General features: G+C 46.1%; 20 protein-coding genes. 9 read left to right on the top strand and 11 right to left on the bottom strand.

Annotated elements, in window-relative coordinates:
- Window positions 1-40: 40 nt before the first annotated feature.
- On the bottom strand, window positions 41-3,223 hold the full coding sequence (locus TW81_RS01715) for an efflux RND transporter permease subunit (protein ID WP_045953996.1): 3,183 nt from the start codon (window positions 3,221-3,223) through the stop codon (window positions 41-43).
- A 3-nt stretch (window positions 3,224-3,226) separates the two neighbouring features.
- Window positions 3,227-4,459: an efflux RND transporter periplasmic adaptor subunit gene (locus TW81_RS01710; RefSeq protein ID WP_045953995.1), complete on the bottom strand. Its 1,233-nt coding sequence runs from the start codon at window positions 4,457-4,459 to the stop codon at window positions 3,227-3,229.
- A 161-nt stretch (window positions 4,460-4,620) separates the two neighbouring features.
- Between TW81_RS01710 and TW81_RS01705 the strand changes: the two genes are divergently transcribed.
- The 4 genes from TW81_RS01705 (at window position 4,621) to ppk2 (ending at window position 7,412) form a co-directional block, all read left to right on the top strand.
- Entirely contained in the window at window positions 4,621-5,241 is a 621-nt protein-coding gene (locus tag TW81_RS01705; protein ID WP_045954047.1) for a TetR/AcrR family transcriptional regulator, read from the top strand.
- A gap of 128 nt (window positions 5,242-5,369) precedes the next feature.
- Window positions 5,370-5,672 (top strand): YebG family protein, encoded by a 303-nt coding sequence (locus TW81_RS01700; protein WP_045953994.1) that lies wholly within the window; start codon window positions 5,370-5,372, stop codon window positions 5,670-5,672.
- Window positions 5,673-5,822: 150 nt separating this feature from the next.
- Complete coding sequence (locus tag TW81_RS01695; protein WP_045953993.1) at window positions 5,823-6,569, top strand: copper homeostasis protein CutC; 747 nt, start codon at window positions 5,823-5,825, stop codon at window positions 6,567-6,569.
- Between the two features lie 60 nt (window positions 6,570-6,629).
- Complete coding sequence (gene ppk2 / locus TW81_RS01690) at window positions 6,630-7,412, top strand: polyphosphate kinase 2 (protein ID WP_045953992.1); 783 nt, start codon at window positions 6,630-6,632, stop codon at window positions 7,410-7,412.
- 13 nt (window positions 7,413-7,425) lie between these two features.
- Here ppk2 and phoU read toward each other — a convergent pair whose 3' ends face one another.
- The 4 genes from phoU to TW81_RS01670 all read right to left on the bottom strand — a co-directional run bounded on the left by phoU (window position 7,426) and on the right by TW81_RS01670 (window position 12,874).
- Window positions 7,426-8,124, bottom strand: a complete 699-nt coding sequence (gene phoU, locus TW81_RS01685; protein WP_045953991.1) for a phosphate signaling complex protein PhoU — start codon at window positions 8,122-8,124, stop codon at window positions 7,426-7,428.
- 69 nt (window positions 8,125-8,193) lie between these two features.
- Window positions 8,194-9,012, bottom strand: a complete 819-nt coding sequence (gene pstB, locus TW81_RS01680) for a phosphate ABC transporter ATP-binding protein PstB (protein ID WP_045953990.1) — start codon at window positions 9,010-9,012, stop codon at window positions 8,194-8,196.
- Between the two features lie 2 nt (window positions 9,013-9,014).
- Window positions 9,015-10,664, bottom strand: coding sequence for a phosphate ABC transporter permease PstA (pstA, locus tag TW81_RS01675; RefSeq protein ID WP_045953989.1), 1,650 nt, complete (start codon window positions 10,662-10,664; stop codon window positions 9,015-9,017).
- A 26-nt stretch (window positions 10,665-10,690) separates the two neighbouring features.
- Entirely contained in the window at window positions 10,691-12,874 is a 2,184-nt protein-coding gene (locus TW81_RS01670; RefSeq protein ID WP_045953988.1) for an ABC transporter permease subunit, read from the bottom strand.
- A 197-nt stretch (window positions 12,875-13,071) separates the two neighbouring features.
- On the opposite strand from TW81_RS01670, the gene ppk1 reads away from it, so the two are divergent.
- Together ppk1 and ppx are read left to right on the top strand one after the other, a co-directional pair.
- Window positions 13,072-15,189, top strand: a complete 2,118-nt coding sequence (gene ppk1 / locus TW81_RS01665; RefSeq protein WP_045953987.1) for a polyphosphate kinase 1 — start codon at window positions 13,072-13,074, stop codon at window positions 15,187-15,189.
- Window positions 15,164-16,675: an exopolyphosphatase gene (ppx, locus tag TW81_RS01660; RefSeq protein WP_045953986.1), complete on the top strand. Its 1,512-nt coding sequence runs from the start codon at window positions 15,164-15,166 to the stop codon at window positions 16,673-16,675. Before ppk1 ends, ppx begins: the two co-directional genes overlap by 26 nt.
- 83 nt (window positions 16,676-16,758) lie before the next feature.
- On the opposite strand, the gene TW81_RS01655 is transcribed toward ppx, so the two are convergent.
- The 3 genes from TW81_RS01655 to phoB are packed head-to-tail and all read right to left on the bottom strand — an operon-like array spanning window position 16,759 to window position 19,728.
- Window positions 16,759-17,715, bottom strand: coding sequence for a PstS family phosphate ABC transporter substrate-binding protein (locus TW81_RS01655; protein ID WP_045953985.1), 957 nt, complete (start codon window positions 17,713-17,715; stop codon window positions 16,759-16,761).
- On the bottom strand, window positions 17,715-19,013 hold the full coding sequence (phoR, locus tag TW81_RS01650; RefSeq protein WP_045953984.1) for a phosphate regulon sensor histidine kinase PhoR: 1,299 nt from the start codon (window positions 19,011-19,013) through the stop codon (window positions 17,715-17,717). The genes TW81_RS01655 and phoR overlap by 1 nt, the downstream gene beginning before the upstream one ends.
- A gap of 25 nt (window positions 19,014-19,038) precedes the next feature.
- On the bottom strand, window positions 19,039-19,728 hold the full coding sequence (phoB, locus tag TW81_RS01645; RefSeq protein WP_045953983.1) for a phosphate regulon transcriptional regulator PhoB: 690 nt from the start codon (window positions 19,726-19,728) through the stop codon (window positions 19,039-19,041).
- A gap of 207 nt (window positions 19,729-19,935) precedes the next feature.
- Here phoB and rdgC point away from each other — a divergent pair, with 207 nt between their 5' ends.
- The 3 genes from rdgC to TW81_RS01630 all read left to right on the top strand — a co-directional run bounded on the left by rdgC (window position 19,936) and on the right by TW81_RS01630 (window position 22,765).
- The gene (gene rdgC / locus TW81_RS01640) at window positions 19,936-20,850 is read left to right on the top strand and encodes a recombination-associated protein RdgC (RefSeq protein WP_045953982.1); all 915 of its coding nucleotides are present in this window, start codon (window positions 19,936-19,938) and stop codon (window positions 20,848-20,850) included.
- A gap of 259 nt (window positions 20,851-21,109) precedes the next feature.
- Complete coding sequence (trhP, locus tag TW81_RS01635; protein WP_045953981.1) at window positions 21,110-22,507, top strand: prephenate-dependent tRNA uridine(34) hydroxylase TrhP; 1,398 nt, start codon at window positions 21,110-21,112, stop codon at window positions 22,505-22,507.
- 3 nt (window positions 22,508-22,510) lie between these two features.
- Window positions 22,511-22,765, top strand: a complete 255-nt coding sequence (locus TW81_RS01630; protein ID WP_045953980.1) for a YfhL family 4Fe-4S dicluster ferredoxin — start codon at window positions 22,511-22,513, stop codon at window positions 22,763-22,765.
- Between the two features lie 47 nt (window positions 22,766-22,812).
- Here the strand turns inward: TW81_RS01630 and mepA are convergent, their stop codons facing one another.
- Complete coding sequence (gene mepA, locus TW81_RS01625) at window positions 22,813-23,634, bottom strand: penicillin-insensitive murein endopeptidase (protein WP_045954046.1); 822 nt, start codon at window positions 23,632-23,634, stop codon at window positions 22,813-22,815.
- Window positions 23,635-23,688: 54 nt separating this feature from the next.
- Window positions 23,689-24,021, bottom strand: coding sequence for a DUF1904 domain-containing protein (locus tag TW81_RS01620; protein ID WP_045953979.1), 333 nt, complete (start codon window positions 24,019-24,021; stop codon window positions 23,689-23,691).
- Between the last annotated feature and the right edge of the window lie 4 nt (window positions 24,022-24,025).

Below are 24,025 nucleotides of genomic sequence, written 5' to 3'. Positions count from 1 at the left end.
CCAATTTCCGGAGTTGCCCTACTAATCCTAATTAGAGGGATCAGACAGTGGATTCATTTTCAACTGCAAGTAGCATATTTTTCTCACTTGCTTCTTTCTTTTGTTGAGCACGTTTTGCTAGGACGTAATAGAACAGCGGAGTTAACAGTAATCCAAACACAGTTACACCAATCATGCCGGAAAATACTGCGATACCCATAGCTTGTCTCATTTCCGCACCTGCTCCAGTTGAGAACACCATTGGAACAACGCCCATAATAAAAGCAATCGATGTCATCAGAATTGGACGCAAACGTAGGCGAGATGCCTCTAAGATTGCTTCCATTACTGTACGGCCTCTGTCCTGCAACTCCTTGGCAAATTCAACAATTAAAATCGCGTTCTTAGTAGCCAGACCAACTAATACAATCAAACCTATTTGGGTGAAGATATTGTTGTCACTTCCCCACAAGATCACACCGCTGATCGCCGACAATAGCGTCATAGGGATAATCAAGATAATTGCCATAGGTAAACGCACGCTCTCGTACTGTGCTGCCAACACCAAGAACACCAGTAAAATTACCAATGGATAAATTAAAGTTGCAGTATCACCTGCGAGCTTTTGCTGATAAGTTAACTCCGTCCATTCGTACGTCATACCGATTGGTAAAGTCTCTGCAAGAATCTTTTCAATCGCTGCCTGAGCTTCACCAGAGCTAACACCCGGCATTGGACTTCCGTTGATTTCTGCGGTCTTATAGGCATTGTAATGCATGACTCGATCAGGTCCCGCAACGTTATCAACATTCACAAATGATCCTAGTGGAATCATTTCGCCATCGGAATTTCTTACCTTCAGCTGACGAATCTGCTCTGGGTTTTGACGAAACGCTTCATCAGCTTGAACATTCACCTGATAAGTTCGACCAAACTGGTTGATGTCGTTGACGTAAGTTGACCCCATGTAAGACTGCAATGTCGCAAATACATCATCTAAAGAGACGTTTTGTTTCAGCGCTTTAGTGCGATCTACATCCAGCTCTAATTGTGGTACGTTGACCTGATAGCTTGAGAACACTCCTGTTAAAGCAGGATCAGCCCAAGCCTTCATAATGATTTGTTGAGTAACCTGATACAAAGACTCATAGCCGTGATTCCCTCGGTCTTGGATTTGCAGCCTAAAACCACCAATCGTACCCAGACCTTGAACAGGTGGCGGTGGGAAGATAGCAATAAAGGCATCGGGAATCGCAGCAAATTTTTGGTTAAGTTGCATCGCAATCGCACCCGCACTCAAGCTAGCATCTTGACGCTCTTCAAAAGCAGACAGTGGTGTGAAAACAATGCCACTGTTAGGACTATTGGTAAATCCATTGATGCTCAGACCCGGGAAGGCGACCGAGTGTTCAACGCCAGGTTGAGCAAGCGCAATCTCAGACATTTCACGAATCACAGTATCGGTACGCTCGAGTGAAGCCGCATCAGGTAATTGAGCAAAAGCGACTAAGTACTGCTTATCTTGCCCTGGGACATAACCTGTCGGCGTTTTATCGAACTGATAAGCCGTGAGACCAAGTAATCCGACATAGATAGCACCAATCAACGCACCGAGACGAATGGTTTTCTTCACCACGTAACCGTAAGCATTCGCGCCTTTATTAAACAACTTATTAAACGGAGCAAAAATCAGACGTCCAAACAACGAATCCATGACACGAGTAAGCCAGTCTTTAGGCTGATCATGACCTTTCAATATCAATGCAGATAAAGCCGGGCTCAAAGTCAAAGAGTTAATCGCGGATATGAAGGTTGATATGGTAATGGTCAGTGCAAACTGCTTATAAAATTGTCCGGTTAATCCAGACATAAAAGCTGTCGGAATGAATACTGCCGCAAGAACTAAGGTCGTCGCGACGATTGGCCCCGTAACCTCACGCATCGCCTTTTCCGTTGCAGGTATAGGTGCCAAACCTTCCGCTATGTTTCGTTCCACATTCTCTACCACCACAATGGCATCATCGACGACAATACCGATCGCCAATACCAAACCAAACAGCGATAGAGCATTAAGTGAAAAGCCCATCAGATGCATGAAAGCGAACGTACCAACCAAAGAAACCGGGACTGCCACCAACGGTATAATTGAAGCGCGCCACGTCTGTAGGAACAACACGACAACTAAGACGACTAGTAATATCGCCTCAAGTAGCGTTTGAACAACAGCTTCAATTGAGCCACGAACAAAGACTGTCGGGTCATAAACGATGTCGTACGCCACACCTTGTGGGAAGCTCTGTTCAAGCTCTGCCATCTTGCTGCGCACGTCTTCAGAGATCTGAATCGCGTTAGACCCTGATGCTTGGAAAACACCAATCGCTACCGCATCTTGGTTGTCCAGCAATGATCTCAATGAATACGTTTCCGCACCAAGTTCAATTCGAGCCACATCTTTCAAACGGTTAACCTGACCATTGTCACCGACTTTAATTATGATGTTTTCAAACTCTTCTACATCCGTGAGGCGACCTTTCACATTTATCAGCAATTGGAAGTCCGAATTACCACTTGGCTGCGCGCCTAGACTGCCTGCCGCAGCTTGCTGGTTTTGCTCACGAATCGCTGCAATAATCTCGCTAGGATTCAAACCAAGCGCGGCAACCTTGTTCGGGTCTAACCAGATTCGCATACTGTACTCGCCACCACCAAACACACGCACTGAGCCAATCCCCTCAATGCGGGTAATTTCATCCCGTACGTTAAGTGCTGCATAGTTTGCTAAGTACAGCAAATCATAACGTTCATCAGGGGAGTAAAGGTGAACAACCATGGTCAAGTCTGGTGAAGACTTCTCCGTAACAACCCCTAAACGCTGTACTTCTTCGGGTAACCTTGGCAGTGCGCGGTCAACTCGACTTTGCACTAACGATTGCGCTTTGTCCGCATCGGTACCTATTTCAAAAGTCACCGTTAGGGTCATCATCCCATCAGAAGTTGCTTGAGAAGACATGTACAACATACCTTCAACACCGTTAATTTCTTCTTCAAGAGGTGACGCAACTGTATCGGCAATGACTTTAGGGTTTGCGCCTGGATATGTCGTAGTGACGACAACCGTCGGAGGAACAACTTCCGGGTACTCAGTAATAGGCAGTTGCCAAACTGATAAGGCACCCGCAATAAAAATGAGTATCGATAAAACCGATGCGAATATCGGCCTACGAATAAAATACTGAGAAAACATCCGTTATCCCTTCTCGTTGAGTGCCGCTGTTGTAAGAGATTGGCGCTGCTGGTCAACCAGATTTTGTTGATCGCGCAACATCAATAAAGTCAGCTCATTTGCCATTGTGACTTCACTTGGTGTAACCGGCATGTTGGCACGCACACGTTGCAGACCATTCACCACCACTTTTTCACCCGGCAATAAACCATCTGCCACAATACGCAAGCCACTCAGTTTTTCACCAAGAGAAACAGCGCGATATTGAACGATATTGTTCTCATCAAGAACTAACACATACTTGTTGTTGAGATCAGTACCCACCGCTCGGTTGTCTATCAACACTCCTTCATAACTGCCTGAACCTGTAATACGTAATTTAGCGAACATTCCAGGCCACATAGATTGGTCCTTATTGTCAAATACAGCACGAACTCGAATCGTACCTGTTGCTTGATTAACAGCATTGTCAACAAAGTCGATGTGACCCACTCGCGGGTAAGACGCATCATTAGCAAGGCCTAGCTGAACTAACTGCTTTTCGTTTCCTTTACCCGCTTTAAGCCTGTTTAACTTCTGGTATTTAAGGAAGGTTACTTCATCAACATCAAAGTAGGCGTACATATGAGCCGTCGATACTAATGTAGTTAACTGAGTATCACCCGCTGATACATAGTTACCTTTGGTAATATATGCTCTTGAAACTTTGCCAGTAATTGGCGCAGTTACTTGTGTAAAAGCTAAATCAAGCTTAGCTTGTGATAATGCAGCGTTGATGGCAGCAACGCTGGCGGCCCCACGCAGCTTGGCGGTGAGACGAGCATCTACCGTTTCTTGCGAGATGGCGTTGTTTTTACTCAGCTTGAGCACACGCTGATGATCTTTAATCGATTGGTTGTAGCTTGCCTTCGCACTGCTTAGTTCAGCCTCAAGTCTCGCCACTTCCGCCACAAATGCTCGGTCATCAATGGAGAAAAGGACATCGCCCTCTTGAACCATAGTGCCTTCCTCAAAATGCACTTGCTCAACATAGCCCGACACTCGCGGTATCACAGAAACCGTCTGAGGCGATTCTAAACGCCCCGTATATTCATCAAGCTCAGTGATGGTTTCAACTAGCACCTCTGCGACTTCAACAGTTGGAGGTGGTGGTGCGGACTGAGTCACTTCTGCATGTGAATCCTGACATCCCGACAACACCAAAGGTGCTGCAATTGAGATAAGTAGAAGAGGCATTTTAAGGTGTTTACCTACCATCTCGCTATCCTTACATTATTTTGTACCGATCGGTATAATAATACCAAGTTTTGACATTGATCAAGTTAAATTCACCAAATGAATACATTTACGATATGGACAACACACGGCCTGCGAATTACCATTTGAGTGTCATATTTGAGAAGTTGTTGAATAAAGTTATGGTTCGTTTAACCTGTGGTCGCCCAAAAAGCTTTGATAGAGAAGTCGCTCTTGAGAGAGCTTTGGATGTCTTTTGGACACAAGGTTACGATGGCGCATCACTAAAAGATCTCACCCAAGCAATGGGCATCAACAAACCAAGTATGTACGCAACGTTTGGCAATAAAGAACAACTCTATTTTCAGGCGGTAGAGATGTATAAGAATCGTGAAGGAGCGCCATTCCTTAGTGCATTGGGCCAGCCTCAAATTCGCGATGTGATTGAGGCAATTTTTTCCCGTACTGCGGAAGCAAAATGCAGCAACGAGAAAAACAAAGGTTGCTTGATGATCCAAAGCTCTCTGGCTTGCAGTGATGATTCTAGTGTGGTCAAAACATCTGCTTTAAAAATGCGCTCTGAATTCATCCAGCTCATACAAAATCGTTTTACAAAAGCTGCCAATGATGGCCAGCTTATCAAAAACGCCGACACTCAAGTCATGACTCACTATGCCGTTAGCATACTAGACGGGTTACAAATTCACTCCATAGATAACCCTCCACCAGAAATGCTAGAAAGTGTGGCCAAGATTGCGACTGAGCACCTTTTGCAGTTCTGTATTCCACTAACTTCTCAATAACGAAAGCTCACTAGCAAGCTTTTGCTGATCTCAACCTCATGATCACCTAGGTTACCTAGACTTTACCACTTAAAAACTGTATAAACAGACAGTGAATACATTTGATAATTTGAGTTAGAGGACCAACCATGGCTGTAATCGTCAAGTACGTGGTAGAACGCAACGGAGAAGAGAAAATGACTTTTGCCTCTAAAGCGGAAGCTGACGCATATGACAAAATGCTTGATATGGCTGATGAGCTTTTTGAGCTACTAGGTAAAAGTGAATTGCTAGAAGACGAAGGCAAGCAAGAAGACTTGGCTATGTTCCTAGCACAAAATAAAGAAGAAGTGCTTTACGCACTAGGCGCAAAACGCAAACCGACACCGAAGAAAACAAAGAAAGTTGAAGCGGTGGAAGATGCAGAGCAAGCTCAAGACGACGCGGCTTAATATCGCGTAACTCGATTTTAAAACCTCAGCCAAGTGCTGAGGTTTTTTGTTTTTACAGTTCATTTTGAGGAAAGCAAATCTTCGATCTTTACCCTTATATCTCACCGCTCGGCTGCTAAAATAACAGCAATCTGATTACTAGGATCTGCCATGAAATATCACGTAGAAGTCTGCATCGACAATTTGGAATCACTGCATAATGCGGTTGCTGGCGGAGCGACTCGTATTGAACTTTGTTCTTCATTAGCGCTTGGAGGCTTAACGCCAAGTTTTGGTTTTATGAAGAAAGCTGCCCAGCTGTCACCGATTCCGCTTTACGCGATGATAAGGCCACGCCAAGGCGATTTTCTCTATGAACAAGACGACATCGACGCAATGTTACTCGACATTGAAGCCGCTGCTGAAGCTGGGTTGCAAGGTATTGTATTCGGCGTCCTTAAAGCAGATGGCAACATAGATATCAAACTCGCAGAGCAATTGGCTGAGCGAGCAAAACTGTATGGTTTGGGCATGACCTTCCATCGAGCTATCGATCAAAGCAGTGACTGGCAACAAGCGATTGAAGCCATAATCTCATTAGGATGTGAACGTATTCTAACCTCAGGATTAGCCGCAAACGTTGAATTGGGTAAAGAGCGCCTTAAACAAATGGTCACCGCCGCCGGTGGCCGAATCTCAATCATGGCTGGTGCTGGGCTGAGCGCTGAAAACGTCGCCGACATTGTCACCCACACAGGCGTGAGAGAAGTTCATTTGTCAGGTAAAACCGCTCGACCTAGTCAGATGATGACCATCAGTGACGAAGCAAAAATGGGCAATCACAACATTGATGATTTCACCATTCCACTCACAAGCCGCAACGCCATTGAAAATGTCGTAAAGGCTCTCAGTTCTTAGCCACAATACTCTCATTGAGTACGCACTGATGCTAACCTTTTGATAACGAAGGAGAGCATTATGGGCAGCAAAAAACTGGATAAAAAGTTCTACGAAAGCGAACTAGAGCGACTGCAAGTCGAACTGGTCAAACTGCAAGAATGGGTCAAGAACGAAGGACTGAAAGTAGTCGTGATCTTTGAAGGGCGTGACGCCGCGGGGAAAGGTGGCGTCATTAAGCGGATCACAGAGAAACTCAACCCTAGGGTTTGCCGTGTTACTGCTCTTCCCGCTCCCACTGAAAAAGAGAAAACTCAGTGGTATTTTCAACGCTATGTAGCGCATCTTCCTTCTGCAGGTGAGATGGTGCTTTTTGACCGCAGTTGGTACAATCGCGCTGGCGTGGAAAAAGTGATGGGATTTTGCAGCGACGAACAGTACGAAGAGTTTTTGCGCTCTTGTCCTGAGTTCGAACGTATGTTGCAGCGCTCAGGCATTGTGTTAATCAAGTATTGGTTTTCTGTCTCAGATGAAGAGCAGGAGAAGCGCTTTTTAGGCCGCATCAGTACGCCGATCAAACGCTGGAAATTCAGCCCGATGGACTTAGAATCTCGCAATCGTTGGGCAGAGTACTCGGAAGCGAAAGACAAGATGTTTGCCTATACAGATACCAAGCAGTGCCCATGGTGGGTAGTGCCATCCGATGATAAAAAGCGCGCGCGTCTTGACTGTATTAGCCACTTATTGGAACAAATTGAGTATCAAGAAATTAGCTATCCGGAGATCGAGCTACCGGAACTCAACAAAGAAGGCTATATTCGCGCACCACTCGAAGAGCAGACATTTGTTCCACAAAAATACTAGCGTGAGTTAACGATTAACGCAGTGCATCATCGATACTTTGTTCGCCCAAGTGGCGAACATCTTTACCTTTGACGAAGTAGATAATGTACTCACAAATGTTTTGGCAGCGGTCACCCACTCGCTCGATGGCACGTGCCGACCACATTACTTGCAAAATATTGGGGATATTTTTGGGATCTTCCATCATATAGGTCATCAACTGACGAATAACCGCCTCATACTCAGCGTCGATTTTGTCATCCAACTTGTACACTTCAGCCGCCGCATCCACATCCATACGCGCAAACGCATCCAGCACTTGGTGCAACATGCTGATCGCCTGACGACACAGTGGCTCTAACGAAACTTGGAACTGACGCTCTTTAGATGATGGGCTTTCAATCGCAACGTAGGCTATCTTAGTCGCGACATCACCGATGCGCTCTAAGTCTGTAATGGTTTTGATAATCGCCATGATCAGGCGTAAATCTTTAGCCGTCGGCTGGCGTTTAGCAATGATGCGCGTACAAGCCTCATCAATCGAGACTTCCATCGCGTTGACCTTGTGATCATCACGCACCACTTTTCTTGCCAGTTCAATATCTTCTTTGTGCAGTGCTTGCATAGCAAACGATAACTGCTGCTCGACCAAACCGCCCATAGTTAATACATGGGTTCGGATCGACTCGAGTTCGACATTAAACTGACCTGAAATATGGCGTCCAAAATTCATGAAGGAAGTGACTCTCTTTTTCTGAGTAATAGCAAAAGCATAGAACCGTTAATGGTTCTAACAACAAATTTAACCGTATCTACCTGTAATATAGTCTTCAGTTTGCTTTTTCAACGGCGAAGTAAATATAGAGTCCGTATCTGAGTACTCGATCAACTTACCCATATGGATAAAAGCAGTGTGATCACTCACTCGCGCCGCCTGTTGCATGTTGTGTGTAACAATAACAACCGTATATTTGGTTTTCAGATCGTTGATCAGCTCTTCGATGGTTAAGGTGGAAATAGGATCAAGCGCTGAAGTTGGCTCATCAAGCAGTAATACTTCTGGCTCAATCGCAATCGCACGGGCAATCACCAAACGCTGCTGTTGACCACCAGACAAACCAAACGCATTCTCGTGCAAACGGTTTTTCACTTCGTCCCACAATGCAGACGCACGTAATGAACGTTCAACCGCATCATCTAAGGCACGGCTGTTTTTGATTCCCTGTAAACGTAGACCGTAAACGACATTTTCGTAAATTGATTTTGGAAATGGATTCGGCCGTTGAAACACCATACCGACACGACGGCGCAGAGTCGCGACATCCACTTTAGGATGGTAAACATTTTTGCCATGCAGCTTAACCTTGCCTTCAACACGGCAGCCATCGACGAGATCGTTCATGCGATTGATGCAGCGTAGCAGCGTTGATTTACCACAACCCGACGGGCCGATAAATGCAGTCACCTGCCCTTTCGGAATGCGCATCGAAATATCGCTTAAGGCTTGAGTGTTTTGGTAGTACAAGTTCAACCCCTCGATGGCAATCGCAGTTTGCTGATCGCTGAGGTTGTTTACGTCTAAAGGGGCCTGATAGCCGAGTGTTTGGTTAACTGAAAACATGGTTAATCTTGTCCTAGCGTTCGGTATTTCTCGCGTAAGTTGTTACGAATACTGATGGCAGTTAAATTCAAGCCCACAATCACGGTCACGAGCAAAAATGACGTGGCGTAAACTAACGGCCGTGCACTTTCAATATTAGTGGTCTGGAACCCAACGTCATAGATATGGAAGCCTAAATGCATAAACTTACGCTCTAAATGCAAAAACGGGAATTGACTGTCCACGGGCAAGCTTGAGGCTAACTTGACCGCACCCACCAACATTAGCGGAGCTACCTCACCCGCAGCTCGTGCAACGGCGAGGATCAAGCCGGTAATAATTGCAGGGCTTGCCATTGGCAATACAATACGCCACATGGTCTCAAATTGTGTTGCACCTAATGCGAGTGAACCATGCCGTACTGAACTTGGGATGCGTGTTAGACCTTCCTCTGTGGCGACAATCACCACTGGCAGGGTTAATACCGCTAAGGTCAATGCTGACCATAACAAACCCGGCGTACCAAATGTCGGCGTAGGTAGCCGCTCTTCATAAAATAAGGCGTCAATCGAGCCACCTAAGGTATAGACAAAAAAGCCCAGTCCAAACACACCATAGACGATAGACGGTACACCAGCCAAGTTGATCACCGCGACACGAATCAAGCGAGTAAAGGCATTGTTTTTCGCATACTCATGAAGATAAATCGCCGCGATAACACCCAGCGGCATCACAATCACAGACATAATTAACACCAATAAAACAGTGCCAAACATCGCCGGGAAGACGCCACCTTCAGAGTTCGATTCACGCGGATCATCAGATAAAAACTTCCACGCTTGCTGGGCCCATCGAGTAAGTTTTTGGCCAAGATTGAGCTGATTCGGATACCATAAATCGAGAATATCGCTAAGAGGAATGGTGACTGTCTTGCCCGTCATCTCCTTCACCAGCAAACCTTGGTTCACTAGTTGGCTACGCAAGTTATCCAATTCAGCTTCAGCCGCTGCTAAAGCCTGAGCGTATTGGTCGCTCTTCTGTTGATAAAATGTAATAAACTCATCGTTTAAAGTACCATTGAGTGACCTTTTTCTCTTTACTAACCTAAGTCGCTCTGCCTGTGCATTGATCACTCTGACATCACGTTCAATTAAGTTTTCTATTTCATCTCGCACTACGTCAGCAAAAGCAATTCCTGCCCTGTAATCGGCGACAATATTGTCGTCACTCACGCGACCGTCTGGATGAAGATAGCCAATCGGCTGACCATAAAAATCACCACCACGAGCCCGTTCAATCACGGCCCAATCTTCCGGTTGTGTCGGCGGATTAAGATCCACTTCGAGCAGAGAAACAAAGTCGGCTGAGTACAAATCGCGGTTGGCGACTTTGATACTGATACGATTAACCAGACCTTTTTCTATTACGTCTTGCGGCAAATCGATGTCCATTTCGCGTAAGTGATTAATCGGCACATACTCTTGTGAGTATATTTGCCCAACCAAAATATCGCCTTGCTGCGTTTGCCATTGATATAAGGGAGCCGGCCAAAAATAAGAAAGCCCTTTCCAACCTATAAGCAGTAAAAGCCCCAATACAGATAACAGGCTGACGCTCACCGCACCACCTGTTAACCATATCCAAGGTGAACCTGACTTTAACCACTTAAACACGTAGAACGTTTCCTAATCATAAACTGTTACAGCGAACGGTACTTTTCACGCAAGCGTTGACGTACCCATTCGGCGAGTGAGTTAACCGCAAAGGTAAAGACTAACAGCAGTAAGGCTGCTAAAAATAAAATTCGATAGTGAGAACTGCCCACTGCGGACTCTGGCATTTCAACCGCGATAGTGGCCGACAAGGTGCGCATCCCTTCAAGGATGTTCCAGTCCAGAATCGGTGTATTGCCCGTTGCCATGAGCACTATCATGGTTTCACCCACCGCGCGACCAAGCCCCATCATGATAGCGGAAAATATCCCAGGACTGGCAGTGAGTAACACCACATGAACTAATGTTTGCCAAGGCGTTGCCCCTAATGCCAATGATCCATCAGACAAATGTTTTGGCACCGAGAAAATCGCATCTTCTGCAATGGTAAAAATGGTCGGAATCACCGCAAATCCCATAGCAAAGCCAACCACCAACGCATTACGCTGGTCGAAGTCTATTCCATTTTGCGCGAGGTAAACTCTGACATCGCCAGCAAACAGTAACGCTTCTAAGTTGCTACTGTTAGACAAGATCACCACACTAATCACTACGACTGCTGGCATCAAGATCAGTGCATGCCAACCACTGGCAAATCGCCCAGTCCAAGTTTTAGGCAGCAAATACCAGACTAACCCAACAACGATCATGGATAGCGGCAAAAACAGCATTAAAGTAACAACAGCAGCGAGGTGACTCTCAACAATCGGCGCGAACCAAAGTCCAGCTAGAAAACCTATAATAACGGTCGGTAAGGCTTCCATCAGTTCAATCGATGGCTTCACGACTCGACGCATCTTAGGTGTCATAAAATAGGCGGTGTAGATTGCACCAAAAACCGCAATGGGTATCGCAAACAGCATTGCAAAGGCGGCGGCTTTTAAGGTGCCAAATGCAATCGGTACGATACTGAATTTCGCTTCAAACTCGTCACTAGCGGAGGTGGTTTGCCACACATATTGCGGCTCTGGGTAACCCTCGTACCAGACTTTTTGCCACAACGAAGAGAGCGAGATCTCTGGATAGGGATTATCAATCGAGGCAAGCGTAAGCGCATCATCGTTTACCGCCAACAAATACGACTCATTGTTCGACATCGCCACCAGCTTGGGAGCTTTAGTATACGCTCTCTCAAACATCACCAACTTTTGACTGGTGGTGTAGTGGCTTTGCACCGTGCCGTTGGTATAAAAACTATAGAATCCCTTGCGATAGGTATCAGCAAGCAAGAACTCCAATTGCGACGCGAGTTTAAATTGACGAATGTGAGTTAAATGTCGCTCACCATTGGATAGCACATCAAACCACTGAGACACTAAACCATCTTGATGAGTGACAAGAAGCGAGTAAGCGCCCGGCAGCAGATTGATATGGGTAATCGCATGTTCAGGGCGGCCTTGACTCAAGTCGACAATTTCTCGTACTTCAAATTTAGCGCCACGTTTTAACGCTACTATCAGCTCAGACCCCGTTCTCATATACAAGGTATTACCGTCGGGGGTTAAAATAAGTTGATCTAAGCTCGGCAAAGGCTCAGAGAAACGATAGTGGCTAACCCCGCTTTCCCCTTGCCAACGCACTCGTACATAATGGTCATCATACCAACCCACTAGAGTCAGATCTTGCGGGTTAGCGAAGGCAAATTGGCGCAAAGCATGTTGCTCAGCGTGTAGATCAAACGGCGTTGATAACTCTGCGACACTCGGGGTAAGGACTCTTTTGCCCTGCTTCAGTTCCGATTCAAGATTGGGCTTGAATAATGTCACTTCACCATGTGAGTTAGCAAAACCGTACCAGCCAAAAGCCGCTAAAGATTGGGCGAATAAATCATCCGTCTGACCAATTTGCCGCGACAGTAAGGGCTTGCCACTTGGTTCTAACAGTGACCAAAAGCTGAGCTTTCCTTGCGAAGAGAGCACAAACGCGCTTTCTCCTGCGTCATCCACGCCAAGTGCAATCGGCTGATGTGTCACAACCGGCACAGAGCGAACATCAGGTGTTATTTTAGCGTCACTAAATAGGGGTAAAACCATCATAGCAAGATAGACAAAGATAAGAACCAAAGCGGCTAACACGCTCACGCCACCGACGGAAACGGCGAAGCGAACCAATCGATCTTTGATTAGTCGCTTATGATCACGCTCTCGTAATGAGAATTCCGCTTTGGCCATGAGTTTTTCTTACCTATTTTTGTCCGAGGCTATAATATTTCTATTAGGTGACAATTATATTACAGATCGCAATAAACAACTGAAAACAATGCAATAAAAAAATGCAATAAAACTGTCATACAAACACCTTAAGTTGCTATCCATCTGAGTAATTTAACAGTACTCAACATCGTCAGACAGGTTATAAGGTAAGATTTATGAGCGCAGAAAAACTGTATATTGAAAAAGAATTGAGCTGGCTCTCTTTCAATGAGCGCGTCTTACAAGAAGCGGCAGATAAAAGTGTTCCTCTGATTGAGCGAATTCGATTTCTTGGTATATTTTCCAATAACTTAGATGAGTTTTATAAAGTCCGCTTTGCCGATGTCAAACGGCGTATCCTGATCAACCAAGAACGTGGCGGTAACGATAACTCCAAGCACTTGTTGTCCAAGATGCAGGGCAAGGCGTTGAAACTGAATGAGCGATTTGATGAGTTATACGCGGAATTAATTCGTGATATGGCAAGACGACGTATCTTTCTGGTCAACGAAACTCAGCTCAGTGAAACGCAAGAAAAATGGGTAAAAAAGTATTTCCTTAAGGAAGTTCTGCCTCATATAACCCCATTAATGATGCGCGACGATATCGATGTACTGCAATTTTTAAAAGACGAATACGCCTACATAGTGGTCGAACTCAAAACCGAGCAAAGCAACCAATATGCCCTGATTGAGATCCCAACCGATCACCTGCCACGATTTGTGATGGTTCCTGAGCAAAAAGGCAAGCGACGTAAAACCATTATCTTGCTTGATAACATCATTCGATATTGCCTTGATGATCTGTTCAGCGGCTTCTTCGATTACCAAGAGCTGAACGGTTATGCGATGAAAATGACGCGTGACGCGGAATACGATTTAAGCCACGAAGTCGAACACAGCTTATTAGAGCAGATGTCGGAAGGGGTAAGCCAACGTTTGACCGCCATGCCGGTGCGCTTTGTTTATCAACGGGATATGCCACATGAGATGCTGGATTTCTTATGCGACAAATTAAAGATTTCTAACTACGATAGCTTGATTCCCGGCGGACGCTACCACAACTTCAAAGACTTTATCGCTTTCCCTAATGTCGGTCGTGACTACCTAGAAAACAAGCCACTGCCGCCAATGCAATGTGCCGATTTTGATGGTTACGCCAACAAATTTGATGCAATCAAAGCGCAAGATATTTTGCTCTACTACCCATATCACACCTTTGAGCATATCAGTGAGCTGGTTCGACAGGCTTCATTTGACCCTAAAGTGTTGAGCATCAAGATTAATATCTATCGTGTTGCGAAAGATTCACGCTTAATGAACTCGCTAATTGACGCGGTGCACAACGGTAAAAACGTCACTGTGGTCGTCGAGTTGCAAGCGCGCTTTGATGAAGAAGCCAATATCGAGTGGTCGCGCGTGCTTACCGAAGCAGGTGTTCAAGTTATTTTTGGTGTGCCGGGTTTAAAAATTCACTCTAAACTGCTGCTGATCAGTCGCCGAGAAGGTGAAGAAATTGTCCGCTATGCACATATTGGTACTGGCAACTTCCACGAAAAGACCGCACGTATCTATACTGATTTCTCTCTGCTGACTGCCGATCCAGAGATCACCACAGAAGTACGTAAGGTCTTCGGCTACATTGAAAACCCATATCGCCCTGTGCGCTTCAACCATTTGTTTGTTTCGCCGCGTAACTCACGTAAGCAAATCTACCGTTTGATCGACAACGAAATTGCCAACGCCAAAATCGGCAAGAAAGCTTCGCTAACCATCAAGGTCAATAACCTGGTCGATAAAGGCATTGTCAATAAACTCTATGGTGCGAGTGCATCTGGAGTGGAAATAAGGATGATTATTCGCGGAATGTGCTCTCTGGTTCCGGGAATTGAAGGGGTCAGCGACAACATTAAGATCATCAGTATCGTCGACCGCTTTCTCGAACACCCAAGAGTCGTGATCGCACACAATGATGGTGACCCGCAAGTCTACATTTCATCGGCTGACTGGATGACGCGAAACATCGACTATCGAATTGAAGTCGCTGCCCCAGTACGTGACGAACGTCTTAAACAACGCATTATTGATATCATTGACATCCACTTTACCGATACAGTAAAGGCGAGATGGATCGATAAGGAAATGAGCAATAGTTACGTCGCGCGTGGCAATCGTAAGAAAGTTCGCTCGCAAATTGCCATTTACGACTATCTTAAAAATATAGAAAAACAAACTAAGATTCAAAAACGTAAAGAGCAAGAGCAGTTAAATGACTCAAACACAGGACATTCGTGACGTTGCCGCCATCGATTTAGGCTCAAACAGCTTCCATATGGTGGTGGCACGAGTCGTTGATCAGGATTTGCAACTGGTCAGCCGCCATAAACAGCGTGTTCGCCTCGCTGCTGGGCTTGATGGACAAAAAAACCTTGATAATGCATCGATTGAACGCGGCCTAGAATGCTTAACGATGTTCGCTGAACGTCTGCAAGGTTTTGCTGAAGAAAATGTTCGCATTGCTGCAACTCACACCCTGCGCCAAGCCAATAATTCCCACATTTTTTTGCAACGCGCCCGTGACGTACTGCCGTTCCCGATAGAAATCATTCCCGGCATTGAAGAAGCGCGTTTAATTTATTTAGGCGTTGCGCATACTCAACCGGAATCTGGGGCGAAATTGGTGGTCGACATCGGCGGTGGCAGTACTGAAATGATCATCGGTAGTGGCTTTGAACCAGACTTAATCAACAGTAAGCAAATGGGCTGTGTCAGCTACACTAGCCACTATTTCGCCAATGGCAAACTGTCGAAGAAGAACTTTGCCAAAGCGACGCTTGCAGCAGAACAAAAAATGGAGTCATTAGCCCATCGCTATAAGAAGAAAGGCTGGGATGTCGCTTTTGGTTCATCGGGCACCATCAAGGCGATTCGAGAAGTGCTGATTGGGCTGGGATTTGAAGACGGCATCATCACCACCGAACGACTAGACAAACTGATCACTGTACTGTCTGAATGGGACACAATTGATGATATTGAACTGGAAGGGCTCACTGCCGAGCGTAAACCCGTTTTCGCCGCCGGAGTCGCTATCCTCTCTGCAATTTTGCACAGTTTGAAAGTCTCTGAGATGCACTTTTCTGAAGGCGCGCTACGCGAAGGTTTGCTGTTTGAAATGGAAGACAGCTTTAAACGCTCTGACATCCGTATGCGCACCACAGAAAACCTCGCCAATAAACACTTAGTCGATCTAGAGCATGCCGCTAAAATCAAGGGCCATGCGACGGAATTTCTGCATCAAGTCCATAAAGACTTAGGCATCAAAAAAAGCTCCGAACTGTTTGATTTACTCGAATGGAGCGCCCTGCTGCATGAGGTCGGCTTAAGTATCAGTTTACAAGCCTTCCATCGCCACTCTGCCTATATTTTACGCAACACTTATATGCCCGGCTTTAACCGCGAGCAACAGCGTGTGCTGGCGATGTTAGTGCGTTTTCAACGAAAAGCGCTCAAATTGCATGAAATGGAAGAGTTTGCTTTGTTCAAAAAGAAGGACATAGTTAGCCTAATTCGCATCTTGCGCTTGGCAATTCTGCTTAATGGACAACGCAACGATGAGCCACTACCATCGCTTAGCTTATCTATTGATGGCGATAAATGGACACTAACATCACAAGATGAAAATTGGTTGGAATCCAACAAACTGCTCGATGCGGATCTCGCCAGTGAGCAAGAGTATTGGCGCAGCGCGGGCTGGGAGCTGAGCTTTACTCAATCCGAATAACAAAGCTAAGTTTTTTCAATTCACAAACAGTAAACACTAATAAGCCTCTAACTCTGCAGAGGCTTAGACTAGGATCTGTTGACCTAATCATTCGCTGAAATATCGACTTTGGCTAACTCACGCTGGGCAATTTCTGCTGAAATTGGAATGTAGCCATCTTTGGCAACCAATGCCTGCCCCTGTTTCGAATAGATAAAGCGAATAAACTCACGTTCAATTGGACTCAGCGGTTTTACTGGATCTTTGTTCACATAGACATATAAGTAACGTGATAGTGGGTACTTACCTGACAAGATATTAGCTTGGTTAGCTTCAACGTAATCAGCGCCTGATTTGGCAATTGGCAGCAGTTTTACTCCAGAGACCTTGTACCCCACACCAGAGTAACCAATGGTGTTAATGGCTGAGCTTACCGATTGCACCACAGAAGCTGAACCCGGTTGTTCGTTAACGCTGCTCTTAAAGTCTCCGCCACACAGCGCATTCTTTTTAAAATAACCATAGGTGCCTGACACTGAGTTACGACCAAATAACTGCATGCCGCGTTTAGCCCATTGATAGTCTAATCCAAGGTCGGCCCAAGTATTGAGATGTCGCGTTGCCCCACAGCGTAAGGTGGCAGAAAATATGCTGTCGAGCTGAGAGAAATTGAGCCCTTTGATCGGATTGTCACGGTGAACAAAAACACCAATTGCATCAATTGCAACTCTTAACTCTGTTGGCTTATAGCCGTGCTCTCTCGCAAAAGATTCAATTTCACGATTACGCATCGGTCGGCTCATCGGGCCAAACTGCGCAGTGCGCTCTGTTAAAGCTGGAGGCGCAGTCGACGATCCTGACGCTTGTACCTGACCATTAACGCTCGGATAAAGCTGTTGAAACTCTTCGACCCACAAGGTTGTCATCCCAGCTAAGGTATCGGAACCAACACTGGTTAAACTGCCGCTAATCCCGGCCGTTTTTTGGTAATCCTCTAGTTCACCGCTTGTAGCCGTAGCAGCCGACACACTGAGACTAAGTAATGCTGTCGACCATTTCATTAACTGACGACCAATCTTGGTGGAAGAATGAAAGAGAATTTACTGCCAACGCCAACCGCACTTTGAATTTCTAAATGGGAGTCATGATGGCTAAGTGCATGCTTAACGATTGCCAAACCTAAGCCACTGCCTCCAGTGTCTCGAGAGCGCGCTTTATCCACGCGATAGAAACGCTCGGTGAGTCTGTGTAAGTGCTGAGGTTCGATACCATCACCACTGTCTTCCACTTCTAGATGAGCGCCTTGTGACGATTGATACCAACGCACGCGAATATCTGCGCCTGGCGGAGTATATTTAACCGCATTGTAAACCAGATTAGATATTGCGCTGCGTAGCTGATCATCATCACCCAATACACGTAAGCTATTGTCAACATCAAAAGAGAGTTTATGGGCAAGATCGCCACTAAGACTCGCCGCCTCTTTCTCCAGCACTTCTAGCATGGCTGGCACATTGACCACATCTTCAAGTTCGTGCATCGGCGCGGCTTCAATCTTCGACAATGTCAGCAGCTGATTGACCAAACTGTTCATTCGGTTGAGCTGCTCTGTCATTACGCCGTGCGCTTTGGTCCACATAGGGCCGACGACCATATCGGGGTCTTCGGTCATCTCTAGATAACCTTGCAGCACCGTCATCGGAGTTCGCAGTTCGTGGGAAACGTTAGCGAAGAAGTTACGGCGCATGCCCTCGAGTTGTTTTACCTGAGAAACATCACGCACCACCATCAGGTGTTCGCCTTCGGTATAAGGCACGATACGTAGCTCTAGCATACGCTCAACATTAAGCGGTGATTGCATTTCAAGCGGCTCAGAAAAGTCTTGTTTGTTGAGGTATTTAATGAAGTCAGGTGTGCGAATCAAGTTAGAAATCGGCTGACCTGAATCATCAGGCCATTTAAAGCCAAGTAGATGCTGAGCAAGCTTGTTGCACCAGACAATATTGCCTTCGCCACGAAAAACCACCACCGCATCGGGCAGCGATTCCGCACCATTACGGAAACGACGGATTAAATTAGTTAACTCTTTGCGCTTTTTACGCTGGCGCTGCTGCAAGCGGTAGATGCCGTTAAACAGCGACTCCCAGTTACCACTGCCAGACGGTGGTGTCAGGCGCTTTTCATCCCACAACCACGCAGATAAGCGCATTTGGTTGTGCAGATGCCATACCAGCTGTAAAACCGTAGCCGCTAATAGCAACCACGGCATTTGACCGAAAATCCAGCCGACAATCACCCAAGGGGTGTAAAAAAAAGCCAGCTCCCAGGCCAGCTTCTTCCAAGTTAACCGTTCTACCACATACCTCTCCGAATGGGTCTATTTACTACGCTTTGGTCGAGAATCGGTAGCCTGCACCGCGTACTGTCTGAATCAGCTTATCATGACCGGCTGTTTCGAGCGCTTTACGCAGACGACGGATATGAACATCGACAGTTCGATCTTCAACATAAACGTTGGTGCCCCACACATTGTTCAGTAGCTGCTCTCTGCTGTAGACACGCTCTTGGTGGGTCATAAAAAAGTGCAACATTTTGAACTCTGTCGGCCCCATATCAAGCGCTTCATCGTTCGCCGTAACACGGTGGGAAACAGGGTCAAGTTTGAGCCCTTGCACATCAATCACATCTTCTAATGCCGTTGGTGTCACGCGGCGAATGACCGCTTTAAGACGAGCAACCAGCTCTTTTGGTGAAAATGGCTTAGTAATGTAGTCGTCTGCACCGACTTCAAGACCACGCACTTTGTCTTCTTCTTCACCACGAGCCGTGAGCATGACCACTGGAATGTTACGTGTCAGCTCTTCGCGTTTCATATGTTTGATAAAGTTGATACCACTACCACCCGGTAGCATCCAGTCTAGCAATACTAGATCTGGGAAGGGTTCAGCCAGTTTAGTTACCGCACTATCGTAATCTTCCGCTTCTACCGCTTGGTAACCTTTTTGTTCAAGTACAAAGCAAAGCATTTCGCGAATAGGTGCTTCGTCTTCAACAACCAGAATCCTTCTAGACATAATCTAATAACCTTGTGTAAGTTTAGTTATCTAGGGTATTCAACCCTTGTGCAACGCTAAGCATTATCACTAGCAATTATGACACTTTTGTGACCTTTGAAAACAAATTTTCATATAACTTTCATCCCACTATTGCGTGTTTGCAGTAAGACAAGCGACACAAAAGTCTTTATGATTGGCAGCTAAATTAAAGGTAAGAGAAAAAGTATGTGGTTTAAAAACTGTCTGGTATATCGTTTTAACCGTGATATCGAGTTCAATGCAGATCAGCTTGAAAAACAATTAGCTGAGTTCCGTTTTACCCCTTGCGGCAGCCAAGACAAACAGAAGTTTGGTTGGGTAACAGCTATGGGTAAACATGGCGACATGATGACTCACGTGTCTGAAAACCGCATCCTTATCTGCGCTAAGAAAGAAGAAAAAATGCTGCCAGCATCAGTGATCAAAGATTCACTCAGTGCTAAGGTTGATGCCCTCGAAGCGCAAGAAGGCCGCCCACTGAAAAAGAAAGAAAAAGACACGTTAAAAGAAGACATTGTGATGGATCTGCTACCACGAGCCTTTAGCCGCAGCAACCACACCTATGTTCTTATCTTGCCGAAAGAAGGTTTTATTCTTGTCGATGCGAGCAGCTTCAAAAAAGCGGAAGATGTATTAGCTTTGCTACGTAAAACCATGGGCAGTCTACCTGTTGTTCCTGCTATCCCTGAAAAAGCGGTAGAAACCACCTTAACTGAGTGGGTCAAAACGGGCGAAACACCCGTTGGCATGCAAATGCTTGATGAAGCTGAGCTCAAATCGGTACTTGAAGAAGGCGGCGTGATCCGTTGTAAGAAGCAAGAGTTAACGGCGGATGAAATTCGCAGCCACATCGACGCGGATAAAGTCGTCACTAAGCTGGCGTTATGGTGGCAAGAACGAATCGAGTTCATTTTGGCAGAAGATGGCAGCATCAAGCGCCTTAAATTCTCTGATGAGCTAAAAGATCAAAACGATGATATCCCACGTGAAGATCAGGCTGCTCGTTTTGACGCTGACTTCTCGCTGATGTGTGGTGAACTTAGCGCGTTTCTACCCAACCTATACGAATGCCTTGGCGGACTGCCGCATCCTAACTCATAAAGCGTTATATCAGGGCATCTAAGAATGGCCTGTATCGCTCTTACTAACAAGTATGCGCGGACATAGCTCTGCGCATAATTCCTCCCCCTAACTTCCCTCAAGCGACTTGCAAAGCAATAGCTAACAGGCCATTGCTAGCATGAATAAATTTTGTTCACACTCTTCGCTGGTCACAAGTCACATTTTGACGTAAAATTTGCGCCCCCGATCCCATGTGGTGGAATCGGCCTGACTTGAGATCAGATTAAGAGAATTACACATGACTGAGAAAGCATTCGTACCAGAGCTACTGTCACCGGCAGGTAGCCTAAAAAACATGCGTTACGCATTCGCCTATGGCGCTGATGCGGTATACGCAGGCCAGCCTCGTTACAGCCTTCGCGTACGTAACAACGAGTTTAACCACGAGAATCTACAAATTGGTATCAACGAAGCGCATGCCCAAGGCAAAAAGCTTTACGTGGTTTGTAACATCCAGCCGCACAACTCTAAGCTAAAAACCTTCATCCGCGATCTTAAACCTGTGGTAGAAATGGGCCCTGACGCACTGATCATGTCTGACCCAGGTTTGATTATGATGGTTCGTGAAGCGTTTCCTGAGATGCCAATTCACCTGTCTGTACAAGCGAACGCGGTGAACTGGGCAACCGTAAAATTCTGGGCAGCAAACGGTGTTGAGCGTGTGATTGTATCTCGTGAGCTTTCTCTGGAAGAAATTGAAGAGATCCGTGAACACTGTCCTGAAACAGAGCTCGAAGTGTTCGTTCACGGCGCGCTATGTATGGCTTATTCAGGACGCTGTTTATTGTCTGGCTACATCAACAAGCGTGATCCGAACCAAGGTACGTGTACCAACGCATGTCGTTGGGAATATAAAGTTGAACAAGGCAAAGAAAATGACACTGGCGATATCGTAGAGAAATTTGACCCGACAGAAGCACAAGCGGTTGAAATTCAGGACGAGCGCCCTGAAACGACTATCGGTCGTGGTAAGCCAACGGATGAAGTAGTCCTGCTTTCTGAAGCACACCGTCCAGAAGAGAAGATGGCAGCTTACGAAGATGAGCATGGTACTTACATCATGAACTCAAAAGATCTTCGCGCCGTTCAACACGTTGAGCGCCTAACTAAGATGGGTGTTCACTCATTGAAGATCGAAGGCCGTACTAAATCATTCTACTACTGTGCGCGTACTGCTCAGGTATACCGCAAAGCGATTGATGATGCCGTTGCTGGCAAGCCATTTGATGAAAACCTAATGGGCACGCTGGAAAGCCTTGCTCACCGTGGTTACACCGAAGGTTTCCTACGTCGTCACACTCACGATGCCTACCAGAACTACGATTACGGTTACTCAGTTTCTGACGCGCAGCAGTTTGTTGGTGAGTTTACGGGTAAACGCCGTGGTGACCTTGCTGAAGTTGAAGTGAAAAACAAATTTGTTGTCGGTGACAGCCTTGAGCTAATGACGCCAAAAGGCAATGTAGTCTTTACTCTCGAAGTGATGGAAAACCGTAAATCAGAACAGATTGAAGACGCAAAAGGTAACGGCCACTTTGTATTTATTCCAGTTCCACAAGATATGGATCTTGAATATGGCTTGTTAATGCGTAACCTAAACTCAGGTCAGGATACTCGTAACCCAACGGGTAAGTAAGCAATGGCGTTACTGATCACCGATAAGTGCATTAACTGCGATATGTGTGACCCAGAATGTCCCAATGGGGCTATTTCTATGGGTGACTCTATCTTTGAGATCGATCCTGATCTATGTACTGAGTGTAAAGGTCACTATGAGAAGCCTACGTGTCAGTCGGTATGTCCGATCACAAAATGTATCATTACCGATCCAAACCACGTAGAAACCGAAGAAGAGTTGCTGGAGAAATTCGTCATCATTCAAGGTTTAGCTTAACATTCCGCCTTAATGAAAAACGCAGCTCACTGGAGCTGCGTTTTTTGTTATATCTCTTCAAGCAATTGCTGACACTGCTCGGGCAAGAGTTTGGCTTTTTTCTTTTTCGGCTTAGTGCTCGCTATCTTTGGCGCAGCAGGTTTAGGTTGCGGCTTCCAACTCGCTAACTCAGCTCCACAGCCATCACCTTGCGGTGGCGCTGCTTGAGGCTGACAGATCTCACTTCCTTGTGGACATTTCAAACGCACATGCATGTGATAATGATGTCCCCACCACGGACGCACTTTTCGCAGCCAAGCCCTATCTTCACTTTGCTCACTTTGACAGAGCTTGTTCTTGATCACTGGATGAACAAATATCCGCGCAACTTGCTCCTTGAGCGCGGTCATTTTAATCAGGTCAAAATGACGCGACTCCCACTGTTTTTGCAGCAATCGATACTGTTCGATGTCGACCACACTCATTGGCGTTGGCTGTTCAAGTTGCTCATTAGAGAGAGGGCGATCAGCAAAGCGCAACCAGATATCAATATCGAGTCCGGTTTGATGGCTAGAGTGGCCTGAAGAAAAGCGTCCACCTTGCGGCAGTGACATATCGCCGATTAAGAGTGAGGTATGAAGCTTTTGACTGGCTAAATAAGCCAAAGACTGGACAAAGCTGATGGTGTTAGGATGAGCGTAATAACGCGCACGCTGACTGCGCAGTACCTGATACCCTTCCCCGTTCAGAGGAAGCGCAGCACCACCAGCTAAACAACCATTGGCGTAGCTACCAATCGCTTGTGGTGGCTGATTGGACGGATTGGCTATTTGCTCCCAAGGCGTAGCAATAGCCGGAAAGCTTAGTAATGCAAGTAGAGTCAAGCTCATTACGGAGGTTTGAAAATGACTTGCCATACGAAGCTCCCTTATGCCGCTCAAAATCTAATAATGTTCACCATTATCATAGTAGCCACTCGCCGCTAGCGCGGTGAAAATCACGGCGACGTCGACATCTTCACCAATGATGCCACGCACTTGCTGAGTAATAATTTTCGCGACGCTATCTTGGGTATCTTGACCACGGTCGAACCACAGTACTTCAACAAATGGGTAGGCTTGGCTTACTTCGCCTTCATGATAAAAAGTGCTGTAGATGTATTCAAAGGTAAAATCTTCGCGTGGGCAATCCATATGAGGCTGTAGCTCATCAATCAACGACTGTGACAAGGTTTGCACGGTTTGCGGCTCTACCGCTCGAAAACGTAAATGTGGCATGACG

This window comes from Vibrio galatheae (assembly GCF_000967545.1).
GTDB lineage: Bacteria > Pseudomonadota > Gammaproteobacteria > Enterobacterales > Vibrionaceae > Vibrio > Vibrio galatheae.
The sequence above is the reverse complement of the archived record's forward strand: the minus strand, read 5'-3'. Positions and strand labels throughout refer to the sequence as shown.